Below are 25,545 nucleotides of genomic sequence, written 5' to 3'. Positions count from 1 at the left end.
TGCAGGCACCATGGAACCCCAAAACGACTCAACATCCAAGGCCAACCGCCAGCTAACGATCCCCGAGGCGCTGAACCAGGCGGTAGCGCATCATCGCGCTGGCCAGCTGCAGGATGCCGAGCGATTGTATCGGGCTATTTTGCAGGCACAGCCCAAGCATCCCGACGCCAACCACAACCTTGGCGTGCTGGCCGTTTCCGTGAATCAGATCGCCGCTGCGCTTGCGCTGTTTGAGACGGCACGCGCGGGCAATCCCGCGGTCACCCAATACTGGCTCAGCAGTGCTGACGCCTTGGTGCGCTGCGCACGCCCCGACGAGGCGCAATCCCTGGTCGCCCAAGCGCAGAGCAGCGGTCTGGATGAAGGCGGTGTCCAAAGGCTGCGAGAATACCTCGCGGTGCACCAGCGAGGTGACAGCTCCATAAACGCGCCAGGCGAGCGCTATCAGCAGGCTTTGCAAGCGCATCAAAGTGGTGATCTGCAGACCGCCGAAGCAGGCTACCGGCAACTCATCGCCCAGAACCCCGCACACGCCGAGGCACTGCATCGTCTGGGGTTGGTTCTGTACCAGCGCGGCGACCCCGCAGGCGCCGAGGCATTCATTCGCCGTGCGATACGCATCAACGATCAAGTCCCGGCCTATCACTGCCATCACGGTGTCATGTTGAAAGCCCTCTTGCGCTTGAAGGAGGCCCTGCAAGCCTATGACCGAGCCTTAGCGCTCAAGCTCGATTATGCCGAGGCGCACTCCAACCGGGGCAATGCCCTCAGGAACCTCGGGCGTTTGGAGGAGGCCCTACAGGCTTATGACCAAGCCTTAGCGCTTAAGCCCGATTATGCCGAGGCGCACTCCAACCGGGGCAATGCCCTCTATGACCTTGGGCGCTTGGAGGAGGCCCTACAGGCTTATGACCAAGCCTTAGCGCTTAAGCCCGATTTTGCCGAGGCGCACTCCAACCGGGGCACAGCCCTCTATGACCTCGGGCGTTTGGAGGAGGCCCTACAGGCTTATGACCAAGCCTTGGCGCTTAAGCCCGATTATGCCGAGGCGCACTTCAACCGGGGCAATGCCCTCAAGGACCTCGGGCGCTTGGAGGAGGCGCTTGGCGCCTATGAACAGGCGTTGCGGCTCAAGCCTGAGTATGCCGAGGCCACGTCTAACCGGCTGTTTCTGCTGCACTACCACGAAGGCGATCGGGCGTTTGAGCTGCTTGCCCAAGAGCGACGCATTGCCCAGATGCAGCGGTCGCGCCCTGTTGAGCCACAAATGTCGTTTTCACGCCCCAACACCGGGCGCCGCCTGCGCGTTGGCTATGTCTCAGGGTATTTTTACCACCACGCAGTTGGCTTTTTTGTCCAAGACTTGTTCACCCAGCATGATCGCACCCGGATCGAACTCTCGGCCTACTCAGGCACCCACCGAGTTGATGCAGTCACGAACCGCATCAGGGACGCCGTCGATCACTGGCAGACGTTTGTGGGTCTCACTGACGAAGCGGCCGCTGCGCGCATCCGCGCCGATGAGATCGATGTCCTGATCGACCTCTCCGGTCACAATTCCCACAATCGCCTTGGCGTCTTCGCCCAACGCGCGGCGCCGGTGCAGGCACATTATCTGGGTTTTCCTGGCTCTACCTATCTGCCCGAGATGGACTACTGGATCGGCGATGACCTGCTCACTCCGGCATGGGTGGCCGAGCATTACTTGGAACAGCTCTGGCCGCTACCGCGCGTCTGGGTCGCCTATCATGGCACCGAACAAGCACCGAAACCGGCCTGGTGCCCGCGCGACGATGGGGTGCTGTGGCTCGGGAGCTTCAATAACCTGATCAAGATCACGCCCACCACCATCGCCTCCTGGGCACGGGTGCTGCACGCCTTGCCGGAGGCCAAGTTGCTGCTCAAGACCAATGAACTGGCGGATGCCAGCAATCGCGAACGAGTGCTGCGAGCCTTCAGCGGCCAAGGGATCGCCGGGGAACGCATTGAGTTGCAGGACCGCCAAGCGACACCATCCTGGTCTGCACACATGGCTTACTACGACCGCCTGGACATTGCGCTGGACCCCATCGGCCCGGTGTGCGGCGGCACCACCACCTGCGATGCGCTCTGGATGGGCGTGCCGGTAGTGACCAAGCTGGGGGATCGTATGGGTTCACGCATGAGCGCTTCGATGCTGACTGCGCTGGGAAGGGAGGAGTGGATTGCCACGGACGATGAGGGGTCCATCGCGAAGGTCGTCGCGCTGGCACGCGATGTCGAAGGGCGCCGCCAGATTCGCCTGACCCAACGCGAGCAGATGCGCCAGAGCCCGCTGTGCGATGCCAGGGGCTTGGCTACCGCGCTGGAGGATGCCTATGAGGCGATGTACGAGCGCTGGTGGGCGGAGCAGAGTAGCAAGGTTGCAGCGTCATGATCGCGCGGGGTATCCATGCCCAAGCGGTGGTGGACTGCCAGGGCGCTTGCACCTTCCCGGAGAGCACCATCCTTGAGCCCGGCGCGGTGATCTATGTCGGCCCGCAAGGGCGGCTGACCCTGGGTGAGCGCAATATTCTCTATCCCAATGCCAGCATACGCATCGACCAGGGTTGGCTGACAACCGGGGAGGAGGTCTCCTTCGGCCCCGGCGTGCAGATCTACGAACCGCGCGCTGGCATCGAAATCGGCAACCACTGCCTGATCGCCGGTGGCGTGCTGATCTGCGGCGTGCGTCATGGCCTGATGGAAACCGACCGCCCCATGCGCCAGCAGCCCGCCGAGTCCTTGCCCATCGTGATCGACGATGATGTGTGGATCGGCATGGGCGCGGTGATCTCCCCTGGGGTCAGCATCGGCGCGGGCGCGGTGATTGGTGCTGGCTCGGTGGTGACGCGCGATATTCCCGCCCGGGCGGTTGCCTGGGGATCGCCCTGCCGGGTGCGCCGCCAGCGCGCGGCGGCGGGAGACGTGCCCTGGCCAGCGGACGGCCCGGTGAAGCTTCACTTGGGCTGCGGCACGCGCTGCATTCCGGGTTTTGTGCATATCGACGCCCAGGCCCATCCCCATGTCGATCTGGTCGCCGATGTGGCCCGCCTGGAGATGATCCCCGATGAAACCGCCGATCTGGTCTACGCCTCCCATGTGCTCGAGCATTTCGGGCGCTGGGAATTCCGCGCGGTACTCGCCGAATGGCGCCGGGTGCTGAAACCCGGCGGCGTGCTTCGGTTAGCCGTGCCCGACTTCGCTGCCTGTGCCAAGCTGTATCATGAACGCGGCCTGGCCGATGGCCTGAATGGCTTGATCGGCCTGATCTGCGGCGGCCAGCGCGATGGGATGGATTATCACAAGATGATCTTCGACGAGCCCTTCCTGAAGCATGAACTGCTGGGGCTAGGCTTTAAGAACATCCGCCGGTGGGATTGGCGCGCGAGCGAGCATGCGGATGTGGATGACCATTCGCAGTCTTACCTGCCGCATTTGGACAAGGAGCAGGGAACCCTGATGAGCTTGAATCTGGAGGCGACGCGGTGACTGAGCTTTCTCCCTGGACGCCCTCCGAGCGCAGCTATTTGGTCAGCGACCTGTGCCGCCAGTATGCTCGCGCCTCTGCCAATGAAGGCTGGTTTCGCCAGTCCTGGCTCGGCGTGGAGCTGTGGCAAATGCCGCAGGACATTCTGCGCCTGCAGGCCGTGGTGCATCAGGCGCGCCCGCGCTGGATCATCGAGACCGGCACCAAGTTTGGCGGCTCGGCGATCTTTTTCGCCTCCCTGCTGGCCATGCTGGGGGAGAAGGACGGTGGGGTGCTGACGGTGGATTTGAATCTGCGTGCCGAGGCGAGGGAAGTCCTCGCCAGTCATCCGCTGGGCGCCCGGGTACGCTTGGCCTTGGAAGGCGATGCCGCCGATCCAGCCATCATCGATCAATTTGCTGATCACATTTCCGCTGATCCCGGCCCGGTGCTGGTGTTTCTCGATGATGACCACAATGCCGAGCATGTGCAGCGCGAGTTGGAGGGCTATGCCGCGTTGATCCAACCTGGCGGCTGGCTGATCGTCGCCGATACCATCTTTGCAGACCTGGCCGGCACCCCAGTGGGCCAAGCGACCGAGAAGTATCCCAATGTAGCTCAGTCCAACCCGCGCACGGCCATTGAGCGGTTTCTGGCTGGGTACCCGGACTTCCAGCGCGTGGCTCCGCCGTTCGACTATGGACCGGGGAATTTTCTCGATGGGTTTTTACAGCGCGAATGGCGTCCAGAGCGATAGGCGCTGCACGCGTAATTCCGATGGACGTTCATGCCGCTGACCAGCCTGCTGCTGGTGAACCACCAGCCGATGCCAAGACACAGCAAGCGCGCTTGCTGCAGGTAGGCCAAAACGGCGCGCCACCGTTGTTGCTGATCCCCGGCGCTCTAACCGCTGCGCAGGGGCTGCTGCCGGTTGCGCACGTCCTAGCGCAGCGGTATCGGGTTGGTGTCTTGGATGTCTCCGTGCCCATCGGCGGCGGCGATTGTTTTACCCTCCCGCAAGCCGTCACCTTGGCGGCCAACGCAGTGCACCATCTGGCCGAACGCGATGCTGAAAAGCCGCTGGTGATAGGCGAATCCGCCGGCGGGTTGATTGGCCTGGAACTGGCGCGCACGCATCCTGCGCTGCTGGCCGGGTTAGTGCTGGCCGACCCGCCTCTGGCGCCGGCCAAGCTCTGGCATGTGCGCGCGGCGATGCAGCAGGCCATTAGCCCGGCACCGGCGGCGGAGCTTACGCTGACGGTGCGTTTTTTTGCTGATTATGCGCGCGAGCTGTTTGGTTATGCCGTTGCTGCGGGAGAGACCGACACCGAACCCCTGTATTTCGACGCTGTCGCCCAATGCCACGCGCCGGTGCTCATTCTGACCGGCGAGGAGCCGCTATGGCCGATGCGCCAGAGCGCGCGCGTGCCCTGCTGCCTGGACGCGCTGGACAGCTGGGTTCTTGAGCGCATTGGCAAGAGCGTTAGCGTCCAGCGGCTACCCGGCGGCGACCATATTCTGCTGCGGCGTCATCCGCAGGAGTCTTTGGACATGATCGCCGAATGGGCCGACCGGGCGATGTGCGTAACTGGGAGCGATGTATGGTAGCGGCAAGGATTTTTACCCCCTCCAGCCCTGGCCCGGACCCCAGCGGTGGGGTCTTCAAACTCGTGTTATGCAGTTTTCAATAGGATCTCCGCATGCCCCAATTCCTGCACATCGGCTGCGGCCCCAAGCACAAAGACCAGACCACCGCCGGGTTCAACACCCCCGACTGGCAAGAACTCCGCCTCGACATCGACTCGGCGGTTGAGCCCGATATCATTGGCACCATGACCGACATGGCGGCGGTAGAGTCCGAGAGCATGGACGCGCTCTTCTCCAGTCACAACATCGAACATCTCTACCCGCACGAAGTCCCGGTGGCGCTGGCCGAATTCCTGCGCGTGCTCAAACCCGAGGGCTTCGCCGTCATCACCTGCCCCGACCTGCAAAGCGTCTGCGCCCTGGTGGCCGAGGACAAACTGACAGAACCCGCCTACACCAGCCCCGCTGGCCCCATCGCCCCACTGGACATCCTCTACGGCCATCGCCCATCACTGGCGCGCGGCAACCTCTACATGGCGCACAAATGCGGTTTTACCGAACGGGTCTTGATCGCAACCCTGCAATCGGCTGGCTTTACCAGCATTGCCAGCCGCCGACGCCCTGCGGCGTTTGATCTGTGGGCGGTCGCGAGCAAAGCGCCACTCGACGAGCCCGCCCTGCGTGCCCTGGCCGGCGCCCATCTTCCGGCGTGAAGATCCTCTTCATCCACCAGAACTTCCCCGGCCAGTTCAAGCACCTGGCACCCGCATTAGCGGCACGCGGCCATCAGGTCAGCGCCATGCCGCTGCGCACGGCCCAACCCGGCCAATGGCAGGGCGTACAACTCTGGCCCTACCAGGTCAGCCGTGGGACCACGCCGAATGTCCATCCCTGGGTGGCCGACTTTGAGACCAAGACCATCCGCGCCGAAGCCTGCTTTCGTGCCGCCCTGGCGCTGAGAGCCGAGGGCTATACCCCAGACGTCATCATCGCCCACCACGGCTGGGGCGAGAGCCTGTTTCTGAAAGACGTCTGGCCAGGCGCCAAGCTTGGGCTGTATTGCGAGTTCTTCTACCACCCCCAAGGCGCCGATGTCGGCTTCGACCCAGAGTTTCCGCCCCGGGACCCCGGCGATGTCTGTCGCTTGCGACTGAAGAACCTCAACAACCTCGCGCACTTTGAAATCGCCGACGCAGGCTTGAGCCCCACGCACTATCAGGCCAGCACCTTCCCCGAGCGCTTTCGCCACCACATCCAGGTGACTCACGACGGCATCGATACCGACGCCCTGGCTCCTGACCCGGGTGTGGAACTGACCCTGACCACCGCCACCGGCGCCCAACTCCGCTTGAGCCGGGCGGACGAGGTGGTGACCTTCGTCAACCGCAACCTCGAGCCCTATCGCGGTTACCACCGCTTCATGCGTGCGCTGCCCGAACTGCTCAAGCGCCGCCCACAGGCGCGGGTGTTGATCGTCGGTGGCGAGGATGTGAGCTACGGCGCCCGCCCTGATCCGGCTGTCCATGGCCAAAAGACCTGGAAGCACATCTTCATCGACGAAGTTCGCCCGTACATCCCCGATGCCGACTGGGCGCGGGTGCATTTCCTCGGCAAGCTCGACTACGCGCCCTTCATCGCCGTGCTGCGCCTCTCGCGCGTCCATGTATACCTGACCTACCCCTTTGTACTCTCCTGGAGCCTGCTCGAAGCCATGAGCCTGGGCTGCGCCATCGTCGCCAGCGACACCGCCCCGGTCACAGAAGCCATCCAGCACAATGAAACCGGCCGGCTGGTTGACTTTTTTGACACCGCCGGCTTGGTCGAGGCCATCGACCAGCTGCTTGAAGACCCCAGCTCAAGACAGCGCCTGGGCCACCAAGCCCGCGCCTTTGCCCAGGCGAGCTATGATCTCAAACGCATTTGCCTGCCGCGGCAGCTGGCGTGGGTGGAGGGGCTGGCCGCTTGCGCTTAGGCGACCAGGGCCAACCTCCTTGCCACCGAGCTGGCTGCGGATACCCTGCGCTTGCGCGCTTTGCGCCACGGACAGAGGCCTGTGGCGCTCGCCATCGCCAGCAGCTGTGCCCGCCGCCGCCCAATCCGCTACACTTTCCCCATGGTGAACCAAGCCCCAGACAACCCCGACAAAGACCCGCTGCGCCAATGGCACCGGGCGTTCGGCATTGCGCTGGTTGATGTGTTTGCAGGCGCCCCCTGGCGGGTGGAACTCGAACAAGAACTGGCCCTGACCAGCCAGGAACTCGATGTGGCGATCATCGAAGCAGCCGAAGAGGGCCGCAAGGCGTACCTGCCAGACCCACTGCCCGATGGGCTGGAGAATCTGCGCGCCATCAACCTGCTGAGCTACAAATCCCGCCACGAGGCACTGGATTTCTGGTCGCTCGACGAGCTGATCGGCTACTACGTCATCTACCGCAAGGTCAAACTGGATGCCGAAAGCGCACGCCGCCCACTCGACGCCTTTGGCCTCTACGCGGTGGCCACCCGCTTTCCCCGCGCACTGGCCCCAGCCGACCGCCTGGAACCCACCGCCTGGGAAGGGGTCTATGATCTCCCCTGGGGCGGTCATCGCGTGCGCATCATTGTCCTGAACCAAATTGCGAAACACCCGCGCAACGCTCCCTGGGAACTGTTCTCCAGCTAGCAGGATCGGATGCGCCAGGGACTGGAGCACTACCGCGCCCGCCCCCGCGAGCGCAATGAACGCGGTTACTGGAAACTGCTCGAACGCCTACACCTGATTTACCAACGCGAGGCACCGGACATGGCCTACACCCTGGAAGACTTCGTGCGCGAGACCGATGAGATGGTGCTAGAAAACGCGCTCAAGCGCGATCCCGAAGCCATCCTCAGACGCTTTGATCCCGAGCAGCGGCTCAAGGGGCTTGATCCAGACGAAGTGCTGGGGCGGTTTGATCCTGACCTGATCGAAGCCTGGCTGAAAAAGCAGCGCCGGGATCATTGACCCGCGTGCAGTCGCATCTGCGCGTTTGAAGCTGCGTCCTTTAGCACCGCCGTATCGATCACGACATCCGCCAGTGCCCAGGCCTCCGGGTTGTGGCTGATGAAGAACTTGCGGTGGTAGCTGCCTGGCTGTAGCCGTTGGTGGGGTTGCTGGGGCTGAACCCGGCTACGCCAGCCAGTAAATCGGCTACACTCTCGCGTTAGAGCTGCGCCAAGCCAATATCCAAGAGTCGCGATGAATGCCTACAAGACCTACGTCCGCATGGATGCTTCAAGCCGTGTTGTTCTGGAAGGAATGCCGTTCCCCGAAGGCGCCTTGCTCGAAGTGCTGGTGGTCGATCAAACGCGCCAGCCTGAAGAGCGCACCGAAAGCTGGCGCGCGTTGATGCGCCATGTGCAGCGCCTGCCCCAGTCGGCAGTGCTCACCGATGCGGACATTACAGCGGAAATCGATGCACAGCGCGGCGAATGCTAATGCGAGTGGTGATCGACACCAATCTCTTGGTATCGGCAGTGATTCGAGATCGTCTGCCGGAACGGGTGCTGCTGTGGTGCTTGAGCCGCTCAGATACCGAGTGGTTAGTGACACCCGAGATCATGGCCGAATACAGCGCCGTCATCCAGCGTCCGAAATTCGCCTTACCTCGTGCAACCATCAACTGGTGGTTGGAACTGCTCGCGGCCGATACGCAGATGATCGAAGTGAGGGAAACCATCGACTTCCCGCGTGATCGCAAGGATGCACCTTTTTTGATGTGCGCGGCCTCTGGCGAAGCTGATTATTTGATCACCGGGGACGGTGATTTTAGCGAGGCGCAGGCGCTGATCGCGACACCCATTCTGAGCGTCCGCGCTTTCGCGCAGGCGGTTGCTCCGCAAACATTGGTCGCGCCAGAAGGCTAGCTGAGGCGCTGCGCGTGTCCTGAACACGAGCAAGAACCACGATGAAGCACCCGCGTGAAACAACACCCAGTTCCAATCAGCAGATCCCGATCCCGGAGGCGCTGAACCAGGCGGTAGCGGATCATCGCACCGGCCAGCTCCAGGATGCCGAGCGATTGTATCGGGCCATTTTGCAGGTACAGCCCAAGCATCCCGACGCGAACCACAACCTTGGCGTGCTGGCCGTTTCCGTGAATCAGATCGCTGCTGCGCTTGCGCTGTTTGAGACGGCACGCGCGGACAATCCCGCAGTCACCCAATACTGGCTCAGCAGTGCTGACGCCTTGGTGCGCTGCGGACGCCCCGACGAGGCGCAATCCCTGGTCGCCCAAGCGCAGAGCAGCGCTCTGGATGAAGGCGGTGTCCAAAGGCTGCGAGAACACCTCGCGGTGCACCAGCGAGGTGACAGCTCCATAAACGCGCCAGGCGAGCGCTATCAGCAGGCTTTGCAAGCGCATCAAAGTGGTGATCTGCAGACCGCCGAAGCAGGCTACCGGCAACTCATCGCCCAGAACCCCGCACACGCCGAGGCCCTGCATCGTCTGGGGTTGGTTCTGTACCAGCGCGGCGACCCCGCCGGCGCCGAGGCACTCATTCGCCGCGCGATTCGCAACAATGATCAAGTTCCGGCCTATCACTGCAACCACGGTGTCATGTTGCAAGCCCTCTTGCGCTTGGAGGAGGCCCTACAGGCTTATGACCAAGCCTTGGCGCTTAAGCCCGATGATGCCCAGGCGCACTTCAACCGGGGCAATGCTCTTAAGGACCTCGGGCGTTTCGATGACGCCCTGCAGGCCTATGAGCAGGCCTTGCGTATCGTCCCGCAGCATCCAGGAACCCATAGTAACCGACTGCTGACGTTGCATTACCGTGAAGCCCGTGCCGATGGTGCGATCCTCTCGGCGGCGCGCGCCCCCCCCGAGCCCGACGTCGTCGTCTTTGGCAGCTTCAGCAACCCGACCAAGTTCTCGGCGCGGACCATCGCGCTCTGGTCAAGAGTGTTGGCCGCCAACCCCGAGGCCCGCCTGCGGCTCAAGTATCGCTCCCTGGATGATCCCCTGCAGCAGCGCAACCTGCATGCGCGCTTCGCCGCCGCCGGCATCGCCCCAGAGCGCCTGCTGTTGGAAGGCGGCGCGCCCCGCAAGACCTTGCTGGAGGCCTACAATAGCGTTGATGTGGCCCTGGATACCCAGCCCTACGGCGGCTGTACCACCACCATCGAGGCCTTGTGGATGGGCGTGCCCGTGGTGACCCTGCGCGGCGGCACCTGGCCGGGGCGTCATGCGACCAGCATCCTGTCCACCGTGGGCTTGCCGGAGCTAATCGCCGAGGACGACGACGGCTTTGTGCGCATCGCCACCGAACTGGCCAACGACGGCGCGCGGCGCGCGAGGCTGCATGCGACGCTGCGGGGAAGAGTCGAGGCCTCACCGTTTTGGGACGCCGCCGGCTTTACCCGCGACCTGGAAGCGGCGTATCGGCAGATGTGGCGGCGTTGGTGTGATCAGCAATCCGATCCCGCCACCCCCCCCCCGGTGTCAGGATAGATGCCGTGACCACGACGACAGAGTCCAACCGCCAACGCCCAAGTCAAAGGGACTGCACGACCCTTGTCGTGCTGGGCGCCTTCTCCAGTGGCACCACCGCGTTAACCGGCTATCTAGAGCGCCTGGGTGCCTACAGCTGCCCACCGCATCTGCAACTCAATGACCCCATGACGCCGAGCAGCTACGAGCCCACCGCCTTGCGCGCGGCTTTGCTTGAGGCGGTGGATGAGCAGCAGTTGTGCCGCCGTGCGCAGCGGGGCGAGGGGTTTGCCGACTGGTTTCAGTCATGGTGGCAGGACCAATGCGCGCAAGCCAGATCCAACGCCAGCACACAGCTGGTTCTGAAACATCCCCTGCTGGCCTTCGTGATGCCTGAGATGGCCGCCGTCTGTAACCCCCGCTGGCTGATCATGATGCGCCCGTTCAGCGCCATCGAAACATCGCGACAGCGCCGTGGTTGGGGGGCGCCCTACGGCGCCGCAGGCGCGAGCAGAATCTACCAGGCCATCTTCGAACACCTCCTCGCCCAGCCTGATGACGCACTGATGCTGAATTTCGAGCGCTTTCGCCAGGACCCTGCCTCACGCAAACGGCTCATTGATTGGCTCGGCTTAGCACCGAGCGCACAGGGACAAGTTCAGGCCGACGCCTGGGTGCGCGGTTAGGGGCGCCATGCCATGGTGGTGTGGATGCAACCGCATCGAAAGCCGCTGGCGGAGGCTGCGCTGCGGGCGTTGGCGGTGGGGCATGTTCCGGGGTAGGGTGGCTTACTCCCGCCCGCGCGAATCGGCTACACTCCCGCGATGACAGCCGACACCCAGGCCACTGACACTACCATGAAGAGCGACGACGACAGGCTCCTGAATAGAAGCACCGGGCTTTGCTGTTGCTATGGTTCGGCTGGTAATTGATACAAACGTCTTTGTCGCGGGACTGCGCTCGGCAGGTGGCGCATCGCGCGAAGTTTTGCGTCGCGCGCTATCCGGCAGTTATCAACCGCTGTTCGGAAATGCCTTGTGGCAGGAGTATTGCGATCTGTTGGGGCGCGATGTATGGAGCATGAAGACCACTGCACAAGAAAGGCAACAGGTGCTGGCGGCATTGGCGCAACGCGGTCGATGGGTGACGATTTATTATGGTTGGCGTCCCAATCTCCCTGATGAAGCAGACAACCACTTGGTGGAGCTTGCCCTGGCGGGAGGGGCTGCCGCAATCGTGACGCATAACGTGCGGGATTTTTCCCGAGGAGAACTGGTGTTTGATCAGCTGAGTTCGCTGACGCCTGCTCAATGTCTGGAGAAATGGTGATGACAACATTAACGATCCACTTGCCGGACGACACGGCGGCGCGCTTGGACTCTCTGGCACGTAGTCGCGGACTCACCACCAACAAATTGGTCGAGGATCTGAGTGCTCGCGCTTTGGCAGCCTGGGATACTGAAAACCATTTCCGGGCGATGGCTGCGACGGGCGACATCAAGCAAGCACTTAAAATTCTGGATCGACTGGATGACGAAGACCGGCAAGCAGGCGCTGACCTGAGTTCCGAAATGCCCGAGACAGCTGACTGAAGTCTCCAGTGGCAAACGGTCGAACTACCGCGTCGGGCCACATCAACCCGCCACACGCAACCCCGCTGTAACCAACACCACATCCGCCAGCGCCCAGGCCTCCGGGTTGTGGTTGATGAAGAGGTTCGTGCGGTAGTCGCCGTGCTGTAGCCGTTGGTGGAGGTGTTGGGGCTCAGCACCAGCACTGCTGCCGGTTAATCCGCTACACTCGCGCAGGTTTAACCAAAACCGACCGCTCCCCGCTGTGAACATCCTGCTCATGCACCAAAACTTCCCTGGCCAGTTCAAACACCTGGCCCCTGCGCTGGTGCAACGCGGCCATCAGGTGACCGCGATGCCGTTGCGCGCGATCCCCCCACAAACCTGGCAGGGCGTGCAGCTGCGTCCCTACCAGGTCAAGCGCGGGACCACCGCCGGGGTGCACCCCTGGGTCAGCGACTTCGAGACCAAAACCATCCGCGCCGATGCTTGCTTTCGCGCCGCTCTGGCGCTCAAGGCCGAAGGCTACGCGCCGGAGGTGATCATCGCCCACCACGGCTGGGGCGAGAGCCTGTTTCTCAAAGACGTCTGGCCAGGCGCCAAGCTTGGGCTATATTGCGAGTTCTTCTACCACCCCCAAGGCGCCGATGTCGGTTTCGACCCCGAGTTTCCGCCCCGGGACCCCGGCGATGTCTGCCGCTTGCGACTGAAGAACCTCAACAACCTCGCGCACTTTGAAATCGCCGACGCGGGCCTGAGCCCAACGCACTATCAGGCCAGCACCTTCCCCGAGCGCTTTCGCCACCACATCCAGGTGATTCACGACGGCATTGATACCGACGCCCTGGCTCCTGACTCGGGTGTGGAACTGACCCTCACCACCGACTCCGGCGCCCAACTCCGCTTGAGCCGGGCGGACGAGGTGGTCACCTTCGTCAACCGCAACCTCGAGCCCTATCGCGGTTACCACCGCTTCATGCGCGCGCTGCCCGAGCTGCTCAAGCGCCGCCCACAGGCGCGGGTGTTGATCGTCGGTGGCGAGGATGTGAGCTATGGCGCCCGCCCTGATCCGGCTGTCCATGGCCATAAGACCTGGAAGCACATCTTCATCGACGAAGTCCGCCCACACATCCCCGATGCCGACTGGGCGCGGGTGCATTTCCTCGGCAAGCTCGACTATGCGCCCTTCATCGCCGTGTTGCGCCTCTCGCGCGTCCATGTCTACCTGACCTATCCCTTCGTGCTCTCTTGGAGCCTGCTCGAAGCCATGAGCCTGGGCTGCGCCATCGTCGCCAGCGACACCGCCCCGGTCACAGAAGCCATCGCGCACAATGAAACCGGTCGGCTGGTCGACTTCTTCGACACCGCCGGGTTGGTTGAGGCCATTGACCAGTTGCTTGAAGACCCCAGCGCAAGACAGCGCCTGGGTAACCAAGCCCGCGCCTTTGCCCAGGCGACCTATGACCTCAAGCGCGTGTGCCTGCCACGGCAGTTGGCCTGGGTCGAGGGGCTGGGATAAGTCGACCAATCCCTGATGAACCGCCTGCTCCAAACCGCCCGCAGCCAAGCCGCCAAGGCCAATTTCTCTGAGCTACTCCGCCTGTGCCAACAGCTCCGCTGCGATCCCGCAGTCACCCCGGACCAGCTGCTGGATGTCGCGAATCTCCTGAACCAATTTGGCTTCCTCAGCGAGGCCGAGGACAGCTGCCGGCAAGCCCTCGCCCTGGCCCCGAAGGATCTGCGCCCCTGGGTCACGCTCGCCAATGTGGAGCGCGAGCGCGACAACCACGCCGCCTCGCGTACTCACTACGCCCGCCTGCAAAGCCAGCTGCCGGACCATCCCATCATTCGCCGCAACCTGCTGGTGGGCCAAGAATACGACCCGGCCATCAGCGATACCGAGCGCTTCAACGCCGCCCGCGCCTGGGGCGACTGGGCCATCGACCGAGCTGGCGGCGCGCGTGCGCGCCCGCCACTCAAGCCACTGAAGAACCGCCCGCTGCGCCTGGGCTATGTCAGCGCGGATCTGTGCCAGCACACCGTTGGACTGTTCCTCAACCCCGTGCTGGGCGCCCATGACCTCCAGCGCATCACCGCCTTTGCCTACAACGCCAGCGCCCAAACCGACTGGGTCACCCGCGCGATCACCGCCAGCTGCCGGGCCACCGGCGGCGCCGTGCGTGACATCACCCGGCTGGATGATGCCGCCCTGGCGCAGTGCATCCAGACCGACCAGATCGATGTCCTGATCGACCTCTCCGGCCACACCGCTGGCTCGCGCCTGAGCGTCTTCGCCCACCGCCCCGCGCCGGTGCAAGTGAGCTGGCTGGGTTACTTCGCCACCACGGGACTCACCACCCTGGAGGCCGTGCTGCTCGACCCCTGGCACGCCCCGGAAGGCACCGAGGCCCAGTTCGTCGAACCCATCCTGCGCCTGCCTGCCGGGCGCTGGTGCTATCAGCCGGTGCCCTGGGCACCCAAGGAGCTGTCGCCGCCGCCGGCTGAACGCAACGGTTGGATCACCTTCGGCAGCTTCAACAACACCGCCAAGCTCAATGACGGCGTCTACGACCTCTGGGCTCAGATCCTGACCGCGGTGCCGGATTCCCGCCTGCTCCTCAAATGGCGCACCTTCAACGACGCCGCCTTGCGCCAGCGGGTGACCCAAGCCTTTATGACCCGAGGCATCGCCGCCGAGCGCATTGAGCTGCGCGGCCCGAGCTTTCATGCCGACCTGCTGACAGAATACGCGGAGCTGGACATCGCGCTCGATCCCTTCCCCTTCACCGGCGGCCTGACCAGCTGCGAAGCGCTGTGGATGGGCGTGCCCGTGATCACCTGGCCACAGGGGCGGGTGGTCAGTCGCCAGGGCTTCGCCTTGCTCTCGGCGATTGGTCTGGCGGAGCTGGCCGCGGCAGGTGCGCAAGACTACGTGCGACTGGCGGTTGCGCTGGCCAATGACCCGGACCGGTTACGCGCCCTGCGCACTGGCCTGCGTAAGCGCATGCGTTGTGCGCCGCTGATGGATGTGGTGGGCTTCACGCGCAGCCTTGAAGAAAAGCTGATCCAGCTCTATAGGCGCATTGAGCGTGAGGTTATTCGCTCTGCTTAAGGTCAGCCCAAGCGCTCGCCACCCACGCCAGCCATGCCTGAATGCACCTTGTCTCCGAACGGGGCAGGGGTTATTCTGACCACATGGTCATTGTCTGAGGAGCTTTTCATGCGACAGGTTCAGGTGACGGAAGCCAAGGCGGCGTTTTCCGGCTTGCTGGCCGCTGTGGAAGCGGGTGAGACGGTCGCTATCACGCGCCGGGGGCGTGTCATCGCCCGACTGGTGCCCGACGCGCCGACCAGCGCGGCAGAGGCCTTTCGCCCGTTCTGGGACAATCTCGAGGAGATCGATCTGGTGGCGCCGGATGAGGAGACACCGGAGCCGGTCGCGGCGTTGTAGAGGACATCGCCGGTGCGCTACCTCCTCGACACCAACATCATGATCGCGGCGATGAAGGAGGTCGCCTCGGTCAAGCGCCAACTGGAGCAAAGGCTGTTGGCCGATCTTCTGCTCTCCCCTGTGGTCTTGGGCGAGCTTGAGTTCGGCGTCGAAAAGAGCGCTTATCGCGAGCAGAACGCGGGACGTCTCGCGAAGTTGGTGGACACCTTAGCGCTGGTACCCATTGATGCGCGTGTCAGCCGACGCTATGGCGAAATCCGCGCCCATCTTGAGCGCTGCGGAACCCCGATTGGCGCGAATGACCTTTGGATCGCTGCGCAAGGCTTGGCGCTGGATGTGATCGTGGTGACGGACAATCAGAACGAGTTCAACCGCGTCCCTGGCCTGCGCACGGAAAACTGGTTAAATCGCTCGTAGCGACTGGCGGGCGAGGTCGCAAGGCGCATCACCACGCTTAAAGACCATGACGCAAGTCGCACCACGATGCTCAAACACCAGTTCATTCTCCACGCCGACATCCTCGGCCAGCTCGCCCTCGATCAGCCGCCAACGCCCTACCAGCAGCGCCCCGGTTTCTCCTAATGAGATGGTCCGCCCCGCTCCTACAACGAGCCCGAAGCGGGCAAAATAGGCGATGGAAAACAAACCCAGCTATCGTCTATCAAGAAGGGAGCAGACCCATGAAGAAGTTTAGCAAACAACCCGTCGCCACCATCGGGATCGATTTGGCCAAGAATAGCGTCCACGTTTTCGGCGTTGATGCCCAAGGCGAGGTGGTCTTCAGCCGCAAGCTCGCGCGCCATGCCTTGAGTGCCTTTATTGCCCAGCAGCCGCCGTGTCATGTCGCCATGGAAGCCTGCGGCAGCGCGCATCACTGGGCACGCACCTTCCAAGGTTTTGGCCATGAGGTGGTGCTAATCGCGCCGCAGCATGTGAAGCCCTTTGTGAAGACCAACAAAAACGACGCCGCCGATGCCGAGGCGATCTGCGAAGCGGCCCAACGCCCCCGGCAGCGGTTTGTGCCGATCAAGAGCGTTGAGCAACAAGACATTCAGGCCATCCACCGCATGCGCTCGCAGGTCATCGGTCAGCGCACCGCGCTGGTCAATCAGGCGCGTGGGCTGTTGGCCGAATACGGCATCGTCATGCCGCAAGGACGCGCGGCGGCCATGCGTCGGCTTCCTGAAATCCTTGAAGACGCCGAGAATGGACTGAGCGAGCGCTTTCGTGCCGAGCTGCACGGACTCCTTGAAGAACTCCGTCACCTCGATGCGCGCGTCGTTCACTTCGATGCGCAAATCAAGACTGTCGCCGACACCAGCGAGTCGGCCCAGCTGTTGAGGACGATCCCCGGCATCGGCCCCTTGGTAGCCACCGCCTTGCTCGCTACCCTGGGCGATCAGTGGGAGTTGTTCAACAACGGCCGGGCGCTGGCGGCCTGGCTTGGACTGGTGCCACGACAGCACTCCACCGGCGGGAAAGCGCGGTTGCTTGGCATTAGCAAGCGCGGAGATGTGTATCTGCGCCAACTCTTGATCCATGGCGCCCGCGCGATGATGCGTTGGGTTGAGAAAAAGGAGGACGCCCTCAGTCACTGGGCTCGCGATCTCAAGCAGCGTCGTCATGCCAACGTCGCCATTGTTGCGATGGCTAACAAGCTCGCGCGCATCGCCTGGGCGGTGATGACCACTGGCAAGGCCTTCGACCCGTCGCGCGGCGCGCTCACGAAGCCGGCGGCCGTGACGGCGTAACGCCACACCGGCCACGAACAATCACGTTTAACCAGCCCTTGAACGGGCGATAACCGAGTTCCACACCACGAGTTGCGAAGAGTGAATTTCACTGTGATGGCATGAAAGGTACGACCGCCTTGCTGAAAACCCGAAAGGTTCCAAAGCCAGCTTACGCTGAGACTGTGACCCTGATTGAGGACGGCGAGGTACGCGCATTCCATCAGGGCACGGGGACCACATGGATCCCGATATCGATGCCGGATATATGGCTGCAACGTTTCCTTCTACCAAATCAGCAATTTTCCTCTTGCATCGCGGGGCGGACCATATATGGTACCTTTGCCCGGTCACCATCGCAGGCGACCAGGAATGGCTGCTGGTCAATGTCGAGTGCGGCTACTGCCAGTTGGTGATCGCGCCCGAGAAAACGCCGATCTACATCGCTGATGTCGCGCTCAATGCCATCGAAGTTCACCTGCCCAGCGACCGTGACGAAGACAACGTCAGCGCCAGCCTGAGCGGCGATGATGTGAGTTGGCATACCGCCGAGGTGATGCCCAAGCATGTCGCCTTGCGCTACGCTGAAGCGCGCAAGCGCATCGGGCGCTGCAAAGATGTCCATGATGCCGAGGATGTGCTGGAGCAGCTCAACGCCAAGCCGCTCACGATCAATGGCCGAACTTTCGCCCCGACTGAGGCGCTGGAAGGACTGTTACTGGAGCTGGCGGATCGTTTCAGGCAGTACAATCAGACCACGCCTTGGTGGAAGCAATGGTGGCACGCCAAGGCGGGTTGCCAGCCGTGGTTGGAGCAGACCGAGTCGCACTGAGAGCAGCGGCCATTTGGCGGATCGTCGCCATCACCGCATTAACCCGCCCCCCAACCCCGCCATCTCCAACACCACATCCGCCAGCGCCCAGGCCTCCGGGTTGTGGCTGATGAAGAACTTGCGGTGGTAGCTGCCGAGTTCCAGCGCTGCGCGAGAGAACCCGCTCGCCCAGGCTTCTCGATCTTCGCGCCGTCTGTAATAATCGCGCCGTCGACTAGCTAACAGGGAGGCGGAGCACAATGGCTGCATCTTTCAAAAACGGTGTATCCCTGCATCAACTTCTGGAAACCGCGCCACTGGGCGCCTTGCAGGACTTTTTGCTAGCCATCGATGAGGCGAGCTATGCCGAGGCATTCGGCGACGTGCCATGGAGCGATGCGGTCGACGACGCGAGTATCCACTCCATCCGCCGCCAGCTCCTCGAGATTGCCAACACACTTGATCCGCCCGCCGCCGCCCCACTGGACCGCCATGCCCACCGCATTTTGACGCTGGCCGAAGGACGCGGCAGCGAGACCATCCGCAAAGTCGGGGCCCGCATCTTTTCCCATGCCGACGTGGAGAGCTTTGCCGCCCAGCTTGACGGCCTCGGTCGCAGCCTCTGGCTTTACCACCACCAAAGCGGCGGAGGATATTCCCCGGCTGGTCATGGCCATCGGTCGGCGCTATGTTCAGACCATCAACAAAACCTACCGCCGCACCGGCACCCTGTGGGACAGTCGCTACAAGTCCTCGCTGATCCAAACCGACACTTATCTGCTGCGCTGCCAGCGCTATATCGAGCTAAACCCGGTGCGCGCCGACATGGTGCGCGATCCAGGGGAGTATGCTTGGAGCAGCTACCGGGCCAACGGGCTGGGCGCCAGCGATCCGCTGCTCTCGCCCCATTCGCTGTACCTGGAGTTGGGAGGCTCGCCCGAGGCCAGACAAACGGCCTATCGGGAGCTGTTTCGCACCGGACTCGATGATGCCGCGCTCTCGGAGTTGCGCCTGGCCATTCAACAGTCCCAACCCATCGGCAGTGAGCGATTCTTGCGGCAGATCGAGCAGATGACTGGCCAGCGTCGCGAGGCACGTCCACGGGGAAGACCGCGCGTCGAGCCAGATGGGCCGGCGGTGTTGCCGGGGCAGATGGAGTTGGAGCTTTAGCGATGCCGGTGGTTCTTCGTGTTGATGGTTTGCGTTTTTTCTTTTATTCAAACGAGGGCAGTCCACTTGAGCCAGCACATATTCATGTGAGTAAAGCCGAGGCTGAAGCGAAATTCTGGCTTGAGCCAGATGTAAGACTCGCGCGTAATGATGGCTTTAATGCAGCAACATTGCGCCGGGTTACCACCATTGTTCAGTCGCACCAGAAGACGTTCAGGAGATGTTGGGATGAGTATTTCACCGACTATGGTTCGGTTTGACGAGGATTGTTTTTGGGTTGAATTGCAAGATGGCCGGACGTTGGGTGTGCCGTTGGCTTGGTTTCCGCGCCTATTGAATGCTTCGGTTGAGGAAAGGCAAGCCTTTGAGCTTAGTCCTCGCGGGATTCACTGGGACAACTTGGATGAGGATATTTCGGTTGAGGGACTTCTCGCAGGTTTTGGGGATCTGACCTATTCTCGTCGTCAGGCGGCTTAATGGGAGGAAACCGGCGTTTTCGGCACCACGACAGACATGGAGCCGGATTGACGTGGACAGTCTAACGAGCAACTTACAGGCCGATCTGGGCAAGCGGGTGCACCATGAGCATGCATTGCGAACGTTTGCGCTAGCTCATCTGCCGGAATAAAGGCAACCAACCACCATCACCCCGAGAAAGCGCCCATGACCGACTGGACCGCCGGCTACGTCGCCGACATCGGCTACACCCACGGCTACTACCCCGAACTCAACCCCGCGCGCCTGGCGCTGCCCTTGCTCAACGCCGGCCTCGCCCCACCGCAGATCACTCACGCCTGCGAGCTCGGCTTCGGCCAGGGTCTGAGCGTCAACATCCATGCCGCCGCCTCCGGCGTGCATTGGACCGGCACCGACTTCAACCCCAGCCAAGCCGCCTTCGCTCAATCCTTGGCGACCGTCGCCGGCAGCGACGCCCAGCTGTTCGACGACAGCTTCGCTGAGCTCGCCGCCCGCGACGACCTGCCCGACTTCGACTACATCGGCGTGCATGGCATCTGGAGCTGGATCAGCGATGACAATCGCCGGGTCATCGTCGACTTCATCCGCCGTGAGCTCAGCGTCGGCGGCGTGCTCTATCTCAGCTACAACACCCTACCTGGCTGGGCCGCCTTCGCCCCCATGCGCCACCTGATGACCGAGCATGCCGACGCCCTGGGAGCGGAAGGCCAGGGCATCGTCAACCGCATCGACGGCGCCCTCGCCTTCGCCGAACAACTGCTCGCCACCAACCCCCTCTACAGCCGCGCCAATCCCCAGATCAGCGAGCGGCTGGAGAAAATGAAAGCCCACAACCGCCACTACCTCGCGCACGAATACTTCAACCGCGACTGGCACCCCATGCACTTCGCCACCCTGGCCGACTGGTTGCAAGACGCCAAGCTCACCTACGCCAATTCCGGGGACGCCAATTCCCACCAATTACCAATTCCGGGGACAGTATACTTAATTCCTTTCGGGCTGCGCCCCAACCCTCCCAACCACGGCACCGAATCGGCTAAACTCAGCCCATGACAGCCGACACCCAAGCCGCTGACACCAGCGACAAACCCGACTACGACAGCCCCTGGAAAGAAGCGCTGGAGCGGTTCTTGCCAACATCTGCGGCGCGTCTCAGCTAAACTTGTTAAAAATGCTGCGCAGCTCTCACAGGCAGGATAGGTCATGCAACACGCGGTTCAAATAGACACTGTTATCAGCGCCGAGGCGATTCACACATTTCCTGCGCTTCGACCCTTGCTTGGGCATCGCGTGAGAGTCACCGTTGATCAACTGGACCAAGATAGTGAGTCAGAAGATAGCTACCAGCCAATCAGCCAAATCGGGCAGCTCGCACTCCAAGCGCGCAGAGCCCACCTCGACGCTGGAGGCAAGCTCATGAACGCAGACGAAATTACCGAGGAGGTGCGCCAGCGTCGAGGCGGTCGTTCGGATGTCTGAGATTCGCACGGCAATTGACGCCAATTTGTTGATTGCGGCATGGTCTGCCACCGGGGATCGCTATGCACAGGCGCTTCGGGTGCTGGAGGCACCAAATCGCCACCTGATCGTCAGCGATGCGCTCTGGCTTGAGGTCATGCCAAAAGCGGCTTTTCACCGCCAAGAAGCAGAGTGCCGTTTTTATGCAGCTGTTTTTCAGAAGGCAGAAAACTGGCCTTGGTCGTTTGCGATTGTTGAGCGGGCGAAAGCCTTGGCTTCAACTTACGGATTAGCTGCAATGGACGCGATTCATCTATCTATTGCCATTGATGCTCAGGCGAATGAATTTATTTCGGGTGAAAAGCCAACGAAGCCGATGTTCCGTGTTGAGGAAATACGCACAACCTCGCTTTGGCAAATGTCTAAATCCTGATGTTTAGCGGGAGTCCCGTGATAGCTGACTGAGCATTTTTGGGGCCAGGCTCGAATTGTTTTTCCAGGCCAACACCAAAACTGTATTAAGCCCAGCGACTGACCCGGGGCCACCTGGCAACTGCTGCAAAGCCAAGGCCAGCGCCTGCTCAAAGAGGTCAAGCCGATGGAGTCCGAGGACGACAACTGCGCCGAGCTAAGGCGCCAGGCCGAGGACTTCGCGGCCAAGCAGCTGCCGATCTTGAAGGCGCTGGGGGTGGTGTAGGGTAGGCGGTTACAATCACCGCCATGCTCTGGACCGCCGACCTTGCCGCCGCCCAACCCTGCGCCGCCCGCGCCGACTTCAGCGGTTGCCTGGCGCGCTGCCAGACCCTAGCCACGGCGCACGCCAACGACCCCGAGGCCCTGTTGAGCATCGGCGCCTTGCTGCTGTCCGCCGGCCTGCTCAGCGCCGCCGAGACCTGCTTCGCGCACGCCAGCACCCTGGCACCCGGGGATGCCCGCCCCTGGGTCAACCGTGCCAACCGCGCACGCGAGGCCGGTGAGCACGCCCGCGCCCGCCACATCATGCAGGCCCTGCTCGAGCAGTTCCCCAACCATCCCGTGATCCGCCGCAATGCGCTCACCAGCCTGGAATACGACCCCGAGGCATCGCCGCCGAGCGCCTCGATCTGCTTGGCCCGAGCTTTCATGCCGACCTGCTCAAAGAATACACCGAGCTGGATATCGCGCTCGATCCCTTCCCCTTCACCGGCGGCCTGACCACATGCGAGGCGCTGTGGATGGGCGTGCCCGTGATCACCTGACCACAGGGGCGGGTGGTCAGTCGCCAGGGCTTCGCCTTGCTCTCGGCGATTGGTCTGGCGGAGCTGGCCGCGGCAGATGCGCAAGACTACGTGCGACTGGCGGTTGCGCTGGCCAATGACCCCGACCGGTTACGCGCCCTGCGCACTGGCCTGCGTGAGCGCATGCGTTGTGTGCCGCTGATGGATGTCGCTGGATTCACCCGTGAGCTTGAGGGAACATTCATCGAGTTGTTTGAGCGGGTGGCATTGGCAGAGGAGCCAAGTTAGGGCGTCGGGCGGTCGATCTTGCAGGTGGACGATTGATCGCCCTTCATTGAAGCGCGCCAGATCGGTCAGAAGCTGAAGTGAGATATCAGCGGCTGCCTGACTGGCCTGGCGAAACTCCCGAGAGTGGGGTTTGCGGACATTACTCAAGCGCCTGTCCGCTGCATGGGCTTGATCAGGCTTTCGGCCGGGATGCCAAACTGGCTATGCAGCTTCCAGATCATCGGTAGGGTTAGGGAGCGGGTGCCGTTCAGCACCTCGTAGACGCGATTGGTGCGTCCAATCGCCGGGGCGAGATCGCTCGCGGTGAGCCCGGATTGCTCCATGCGGAATTTGATAGCATCGACCGGGTTAGGCAGATCGGTCGGGAAGTGCTTGGCTTCGTAGGCTTCCACCAAGGTCAGCATCACTTCAAAGTGGTCCCCTTCTGGCGTTCCTGGTTCAGGCTCATGGTCGAACAGCGGCGAGAGTGCGGCAAGCGCCGCACGGTAGTCTTGATCGTTGCGAAGCGGACGGATCTGCATGGCCTTTACCCCATTTCAACGGTTTCAGCGTCGATTGCGTCGTATTGACGGTGCGTGCCGATGAATTTTACATAGAGGGCGCCGTAGCGATAGGCGACGGCGACGACGAGCCGATAGTCGTTCCCTTTGATGTTGAAGACGACGCGGCGATTTTTGAGAATGCTCGCGCTGCGATACTGCTCCTTGATATCGCTCGGTGATTGCCACTGGGCCTTCTTGGCCTCGTCGATCCATGCCAAGAGCGATTGCTCAGTGTCCGGATACTGTGTCCAGAAGGCCTTCAGATGACTGATCGCGATGACTCTCATCACCGGATGATAGTCCCATGGCGGGACCGTGGCAAGCCTCTCGTCCTGCACCCTGAGACCCTCTGCCAGTTCGCCCGCGACTCATCAACCAGCGGCCCTCAACCCCGCCGTATCCAACACCACATCCGCCAGCGCCCAGGCCTCCGGGTTGTGGCTGATGAAGCACTTGCGCTGGTAGCCGCCGAGAGCGAGCGCGGCGCTGGGCAACCCGCCGATCCACACCCGAGCCATTGACGCCTGGCGGCGGTATGAGGGGCAGCTGGGGCCGTTGGTGGGGGTGTTGGAGCGGAACGCGAGCAGTCCAGCCGCTGAATCGGCTACACTCTCACCATGACAGCCGACAACCAAGCCATCGACACCACCATGAAGAGCGACGACGACAGGCTGAGTTGATGGCGGAGAATGTTGTTCATTAGCCAAGATGCCATTAACGTTTCATCCGCACCCCGGCATGGTGTTGATCTGTGACTTCAACACGGGCTTCAAGGCTCCAGAGATGATTAAGCGGCGACCGGTGGTGGTGATCTCACCACGCCCCCGGCGGACGAACCAGCTTTGCACCATTGTCCCCTTGAGTACCACGGCACCGAATCCAGTGGAGCCGTTTCACCATCGCATGGACCCGCGTTCGTTACCAGGGAAACTTTCCAGGAAGGAGACTTGGGCAAAGTGCGATATGCTCGCCACCGTGTCGTTGGAGAGGCTGGATCGGGTGATGGTTGGGAAGGAGCCTACCGGTAAACGCATTTACATTGCACAACAGGTGCTTGACGAAGACTTCGAGGCCATCCGCCGGGGTGTGATGATTGCCCTTGGGGTGATCAATCCAGCTTGATTCAAGGGCACCTGGGTATTACACTCGTGTTGTTCCCGATTAGTCGGGCTTGTAAGACTACCTTCGGGTAGCAGACCCCAGCCGGTGATGACAAGCTGGCTGGGGACTCTGATCCAAGGCTCTGCATCGCAAGGTGCAGGGCCTTTTGTCTATCTGGCGAATTGTTGTTGCGAATTGGAATTCCGGGGAATTCGGGAATTGGGAATTGGGAATTCGGGAATTCGAATTCCGGGGACAGTATACTTAATTCCTAGACGAAGACCGCCAAATGAGGCTATAGTTTTGCCAAGTCTCTGAGATTAAGGTCAGACATCGGCGACACAATGGCAAGACTTCCGCGAGTGGTGGTTCCGGGGCTACCGCATCATGTGACGCAGCGCGGCAACAGGCGCCAACAAACCTTCTTTGGCGAAGATGATTACGCTGAATATCGGCGTTTACTCTCGCTTTCCTGTCAGGTCTGCGAAACGCAGGTACTGGCTTACTGCTTCATGCCCAATCATGTGCATCTGATTCTGGTGCCCGCCACGGAGACGGGTTTGCGCGATGCTTTGGGGGAAGCGCATCGGCGCTACACCCGGATGATCAATTTTCGCCACGGCTGGCGCGGGCACCTTTGGCAGGAACGGTTTCACTCGTTTGTCATGAATGAGCGGCATTTGATCGCCGCGACTCGGTATGTGGAGCTCAATCCCGTGCGCGCGCGTCTGTGCGAACGGCCAGAAGATTGGGAGTGGTCGAGTGCGCGCGCCCATTTGACGGGAGTGGACGATGAGCTTGTCCAAGTCGGGCCGCTGTTGGAGTTGATTTCAGACTGGCAACATTTCCTTGGTGAGCCTGAGGACGGGGAAACCGTCGAGGCATTGCACGCCCATGCCCGCACCGGGCGGCCGCTCGGTGGGGATGACTTTGTCGAAGCGCTCGAGCGGCGCCTCGGTCGTGCGCTCAAGCGCCGAAAGCCAGGACCGAAGCCACGCCAACGGGAGACGGAAACGCGGGATCTGTTCGACACTGGCGCTTAAGCCTGGCCGGCCTCCCATTTGCCGGAGTCCTTCGAGCGCAGGGATTTCCGCGCGGTGCTCGCCGAATGGCGCCGGGTGCTGAAACCCGGCGGCATCCTGCGCCTGGCGGTGCCGGACTTCGCCGCCTGTGCCAAGCTGTATCATGAACGCTGATGAGCTTGA

37 protein-coding genes are annotated in these 25,545 nt (G+C 62.2%); 30 read left to right on the top strand and 7 right to left on the bottom strand.

Annotated elements, in window-relative coordinates; translation table 11 throughout:
- Positions 1-10 precede the first annotated feature (10 nt).
- The 14 genes from Thiosp_RS24165 to Thiosp_RS24100 all read left to right on the top strand — a co-directional run bounded on the left by Thiosp_RS24165 (position 11) and on the right by Thiosp_RS24100 (position 12,116).
- The gene (locus Thiosp_RS24165; protein WP_201067293.1) at positions 11-2,416 is read left to right on the top strand and encodes a tetratricopeptide repeat protein; all 2,406 of its coding nucleotides are present in this window, start codon (positions 11-13) and stop codon (positions 2,414-2,416) included.
- Complete coding sequence (locus Thiosp_RS24160; RefSeq protein WP_242518637.1) at positions 2,413-3,510, top strand: methyltransferase domain-containing protein; 1,098 nt, start codon at positions 2,413-2,415, stop codon at positions 3,508-3,510. Before Thiosp_RS24165 ends, Thiosp_RS24160 begins: the two co-directional genes overlap by 4 nt.
- Positions 3,507-4,244, top strand: a complete 738-nt coding sequence (locus Thiosp_RS24155) for a CmcI family methyltransferase (protein ID WP_201067291.1) — start codon at positions 3,507-3,509, stop codon at positions 4,242-4,244. Before Thiosp_RS24160 ends, Thiosp_RS24155 begins: the two co-directional genes overlap by 4 nt.
- A 20-nt stretch (positions 4,245-4,264) precedes the next feature.
- A complete protein-coding gene (locus tag Thiosp_RS24150; protein WP_201067289.1) occupies positions 4,265-5,095 on the top strand; it encodes an alpha/beta fold hydrolase in 831 nt (276 codons plus the stop codon).
- A gap of 92 nt (positions 5,096-5,187) precedes the next feature.
- A complete protein-coding gene (locus tag Thiosp_RS24145) occupies positions 5,188-5,787 on the top strand; it encodes a class I SAM-dependent methyltransferase (protein WP_201067287.1) in 600 nt (199 codons plus the stop codon).
- The gene (locus Thiosp_RS24140) at positions 5,784-7,046 is read left to right on the top strand and encodes a glycosyltransferase (protein WP_201067286.1); all 1,263 of its coding nucleotides are present in this window, start codon (positions 5,784-5,786) and stop codon (positions 7,044-7,046) included. Before Thiosp_RS24145 ends, Thiosp_RS24140 begins: the two co-directional genes overlap by 4 nt.
- Before the next feature lie 81 nt (positions 7,047-7,127).
- Entirely contained in the window at positions 7,128-7,736 is a 609-nt protein-coding gene (locus Thiosp_RS24135) for a hypothetical protein (RefSeq protein WP_201067283.1), read from the top strand.
- Positions 7,737-7,745: 9 nt separating this feature from the next.
- Positions 7,746-8,057, top strand: coding sequence for a hypothetical protein (locus Thiosp_RS24130; RefSeq protein WP_242518635.1), 312 nt, complete (start codon positions 7,746-7,748; stop codon positions 8,055-8,057).
- A gap of 234 nt (positions 8,058-8,291) precedes the next feature.
- Positions 8,292-8,531: a hypothetical protein gene (locus Thiosp_RS24125; RefSeq protein WP_201067281.1), complete on the top strand. Its 240-nt coding sequence runs from the start codon at positions 8,292-8,294 to the stop codon at positions 8,529-8,531.
- Entirely contained in the window at positions 8,531-8,959 is a 429-nt protein-coding gene (locus Thiosp_RS24120; protein WP_201067279.1) for a putative toxin-antitoxin system toxin component, PIN family, read from the top strand. The genes Thiosp_RS24125 and Thiosp_RS24120 overlap by 1 nt, the downstream gene beginning before the upstream one ends.
- A gap of 41 nt (positions 8,960-9,000) precedes the next feature.
- The gene (locus Thiosp_RS24115; protein WP_323696754.1) at positions 9,001-10,545 is read left to right on the top strand and encodes a tetratricopeptide repeat protein; all 1,545 of its coding nucleotides are present in this window, start codon (positions 9,001-9,003) and stop codon (positions 10,543-10,545) included.
- 5 nt (positions 10,546-10,550) lie between these two features.
- Positions 10,551-11,210: a hypothetical protein gene (locus Thiosp_RS24110; protein ID WP_323696753.1), complete on the top strand. Its 660-nt coding sequence runs from the start codon at positions 10,551-10,553 to the stop codon at positions 11,208-11,210.
- Between the two features lie 226 nt (positions 11,211-11,436).
- Positions 11,437-11,853 (top strand): PIN domain-containing protein, encoded by a 417-nt coding sequence (locus tag Thiosp_RS24105; RefSeq protein WP_201065150.1) that lies wholly within the window; start codon positions 11,437-11,439, stop codon positions 11,851-11,853.
- On the top strand, positions 11,853-12,116 hold the full coding sequence (locus Thiosp_RS24100; protein ID WP_201065153.1) for a ribbon-helix-helix domain-containing protein: 264 nt from the start codon (positions 11,853-11,855) through the stop codon (positions 12,114-12,116). The genes Thiosp_RS24105 and Thiosp_RS24100 overlap by 1 nt, the downstream gene beginning before the upstream one ends.
- A gap of 42 nt (positions 12,117-12,158) precedes the next feature.
- Here Thiosp_RS24100 and Thiosp_RS24095 read toward each other — a convergent pair whose 3' ends face one another.
- A complete protein-coding gene (locus Thiosp_RS24095; RefSeq protein ID WP_201065178.1) occupies positions 12,159-12,377 on the bottom strand; it encodes a hypothetical protein in 219 nt (72 codons plus the stop codon).
- Between Thiosp_RS24095 and Thiosp_RS24090 the strand changes: the two genes are divergently transcribed.
- The 4 genes from Thiosp_RS24090 (at position 12,376) to Thiosp_RS24075 (ending at position 15,963) form a co-directional block, all read left to right on the top strand.
- Positions 12,376-13,614: a glycosyltransferase gene (locus tag Thiosp_RS24090; RefSeq protein ID WP_207188018.1), complete on the top strand. Its 1,239-nt coding sequence runs from the start codon at positions 12,376-12,378 to the stop codon at positions 13,612-13,614. The genes Thiosp_RS24095 and Thiosp_RS24090 overlap by 2 nt on opposite strands.
- Positions 13,615-13,629: 15 nt before the next feature.
- Entirely contained in the window at positions 13,630-15,207 is a 1,578-nt protein-coding gene (locus Thiosp_RS24085) for an O-linked N-acetylglucosamine transferase, SPINDLY family protein (protein WP_201065159.1), read from the top strand.
- Positions 15,208-15,315: 108 nt separating this feature from the next.
- On the top strand, positions 15,316-15,546 hold the full coding sequence (locus tag Thiosp_RS24080; RefSeq protein ID WP_201065162.1) for a type II toxin-antitoxin system Phd/YefM family antitoxin: 231 nt from the start codon (positions 15,316-15,318) through the stop codon (positions 15,544-15,546).
- A gap of 12 nt (positions 15,547-15,558) precedes the next feature.
- Positions 15,559-15,963, top strand: coding sequence for a PIN domain-containing protein (locus tag Thiosp_RS24075; RefSeq protein ID WP_201065172.1), 405 nt, complete (start codon positions 15,559-15,561; stop codon positions 15,961-15,963).
- On the opposite strand, the gene Thiosp_RS24070 is transcribed toward Thiosp_RS24075, so the two are convergent.
- Positions 15,949-16,191 (bottom strand): hypothetical protein, encoded by a 243-nt coding sequence (locus Thiosp_RS24070; protein ID WP_201065175.1) that lies wholly within the window; start codon positions 16,189-16,191, stop codon positions 15,949-15,951. The two genes, Thiosp_RS24075 and Thiosp_RS24070, sit on opposite strands and share 15 nt — an antisense overlap.
- 35 nt (positions 16,192-16,226) lie before the next feature.
- Here Thiosp_RS24070 and Thiosp_RS24065 point away from each other — a divergent pair, with 35 nt between their 5' ends.
- Complete coding sequence (locus Thiosp_RS24065) at positions 16,227-17,297, top strand: IS110 family RNA-guided transposase (RefSeq protein WP_201068212.1); 1,071 nt, start codon at positions 16,227-16,229, stop codon at positions 17,295-17,297.
- A gap of 220 nt (positions 17,298-17,517) precedes the next feature.
- On the top strand, positions 17,518-18,108 hold the full coding sequence (locus tag Thiosp_RS24060) for a hypothetical protein (protein ID WP_201067657.1): 591 nt from the start codon (positions 17,518-17,520) through the stop codon (positions 18,106-18,108).
- Between the two features lie 30 nt (positions 18,109-18,138).
- Here the strand turns inward: Thiosp_RS24060 and Thiosp_RS24055 are convergent, their stop codons facing one another.
- Both Thiosp_RS24055 and Thiosp_RS24050 read right to left on the bottom strand, forming a co-directional pair.
- Positions 18,139-18,348 carry a hypothetical protein gene (locus tag Thiosp_RS24055; RefSeq protein ID WP_201067658.1) on the bottom strand — a complete coding sequence of 70 codons (210 nt, stop codon included), beginning with the start codon at positions 18,346-18,348 and terminating at the stop codon, positions 18,139-18,141.
- 80 nt (positions 18,349-18,428) lie between these two features.
- Entirely contained in the window at positions 18,429-18,764 is a 336-nt protein-coding gene (locus tag Thiosp_RS24050; protein ID WP_201067659.1) for a hypothetical protein, read from the bottom strand.
- On the opposite strand from Thiosp_RS24050, the gene Thiosp_RS24045 reads away from it, so the two are divergent.
- The 7 genes from Thiosp_RS24045 (at position 18,757) to Thiosp_RS24015 (ending at position 22,697) form a co-directional block, all read left to right on the top strand.
- The gene (locus Thiosp_RS24045; RefSeq protein ID WP_201067661.1) at positions 18,757-19,257 is read left to right on the top strand and encodes a transposase; all 501 of its coding nucleotides are present in this window, start codon (positions 18,757-18,759) and stop codon (positions 19,255-19,257) included. The genes Thiosp_RS24050 and Thiosp_RS24045 overlap by 8 nt on opposite strands.
- Before the next feature lie 2 nt (positions 19,258-19,259).
- The gene (locus Thiosp_RS24040) at positions 19,260-19,517 is read left to right on the top strand and encodes a DUF4160 domain-containing protein (RefSeq protein ID WP_201067662.1); all 258 of its coding nucleotides are present in this window, start codon (positions 19,260-19,262) and stop codon (positions 19,515-19,517) included.
- On the top strand, positions 19,486-19,734 hold the full coding sequence (locus Thiosp_RS24035) for a DUF2442 domain-containing protein (protein WP_009150186.1): 249 nt from the start codon (positions 19,486-19,488) through the stop codon (positions 19,732-19,734). Before Thiosp_RS24040 ends, Thiosp_RS24035 begins: the two co-directional genes overlap by 32 nt.
- A gap of 186 nt (positions 19,735-19,920) precedes the next feature.
- On the top strand, positions 19,921-20,787 hold the full coding sequence (locus Thiosp_RS24030) for a class I SAM-dependent methyltransferase (RefSeq protein WP_323696752.1): 867 nt from the start codon (positions 19,921-19,923) through the stop codon (positions 20,785-20,787).
- Positions 20,788-21,205: 418 nt separating this feature from the next.
- Positions 21,206-21,625 (top strand): type II toxin-antitoxin system VapC family toxin, encoded by a 420-nt coding sequence (locus Thiosp_RS24025; protein ID WP_201063192.1) that lies wholly within the window; start codon positions 21,206-21,208, stop codon positions 21,623-21,625.
- Between the two features lie 287 nt (positions 21,626-21,912).
- Complete coding sequence (locus tag Thiosp_RS24020) at positions 21,913-22,386, top strand: hypothetical protein (protein WP_201063193.1); 474 nt, start codon at positions 21,913-21,915, stop codon at positions 22,384-22,386.
- A 56-nt stretch (positions 22,387-22,442) separates the two neighbouring features.
- Positions 22,443-22,697 (top strand): O-linked N-acetylglucosamine transferase family protein, encoded by a 255-nt coding sequence (locus tag Thiosp_RS24015; RefSeq protein WP_201063194.1) that lies wholly within the window; start codon positions 22,443-22,445, stop codon positions 22,695-22,697.
- A gap of 143 nt (positions 22,698-22,840) precedes the next feature.
- On the opposite strand, the gene Thiosp_RS24010 is transcribed toward Thiosp_RS24015, so the two are convergent.
- Genes Thiosp_RS24010 through Thiosp_RS24000 form a run of 3 tightly spaced genes read right to left on the bottom strand, consistent with a single transcriptional unit; the run spans position 22,841 to position 23,946 of the window.
- The gene (locus Thiosp_RS24010) at positions 22,841-23,218 is read right to left on the bottom strand and encodes a helix-turn-helix domain-containing protein (protein WP_009150181.1); all 378 of its coding nucleotides are present in this window, start codon (positions 23,216-23,218) and stop codon (positions 22,841-22,843) included.
- A gap of 5 nt (positions 23,219-23,223) precedes the next feature.
- Positions 23,224-23,577: a type II toxin-antitoxin system HigB family toxin gene (locus Thiosp_RS24005; RefSeq protein WP_430738938.1), complete on the bottom strand. Its 354-nt coding sequence runs from the start codon at positions 23,575-23,577 to the stop codon at positions 23,224-23,226.
- A gap of 33 nt (positions 23,578-23,610) precedes the next feature.
- Positions 23,611-23,946, bottom strand: a complete 336-nt coding sequence (locus tag Thiosp_RS24000) for a hypothetical protein (protein WP_323696751.1) — start codon at positions 23,944-23,946, stop codon at positions 23,611-23,613.
- Position 23,947: 1 nt separating this feature from the next.
- Between Thiosp_RS24000 and Thiosp_RS23995 the strand changes: the two genes are divergently transcribed.
- The 3 genes from Thiosp_RS23995 (at position 23,948) to Thiosp_RS23985 (ending at position 25,536) form a co-directional block, all read left to right on the top strand.
- Complete coding sequence (locus Thiosp_RS23995) at positions 23,948-24,361, top strand: type II toxin-antitoxin system PemK/MazF family toxin (protein WP_201063196.1); 414 nt, start codon at positions 23,948-23,950, stop codon at positions 24,359-24,361.
- 323 nt (positions 24,362-24,684) lie between these two features.
- The gene (locus Thiosp_RS23990; protein ID WP_201063197.1) at positions 24,685-25,383 is read left to right on the top strand and encodes a transposase; all 699 of its coding nucleotides are present in this window, start codon (positions 24,685-24,687) and stop codon (positions 25,381-25,383) included.
- Positions 25,384-25,401: 18 nt separating this feature from the next.
- Positions 25,402-25,536: a class I SAM-dependent methyltransferase gene (locus Thiosp_RS23985; protein WP_274607870.1), complete on the top strand. Its 135-nt coding sequence runs from the start codon at positions 25,402-25,404 to the stop codon at positions 25,534-25,536.
- Positions 25,537-25,545 lie beyond the last annotated feature (9 nt).

Source organism: Thiorhodovibrio litoralis (assembly GCF_033954455.1).
Lineage (GTDB): Bacteria > Pseudomonadota > Gammaproteobacteria > Chromatiales > Chromatiaceae > Thiorhodovibrio > Thiorhodovibrio litoralis.
The sequence above is the reverse complement of the archived record's forward strand: the minus strand, read 5'-3'. Positions and strand labels throughout refer to the sequence as shown.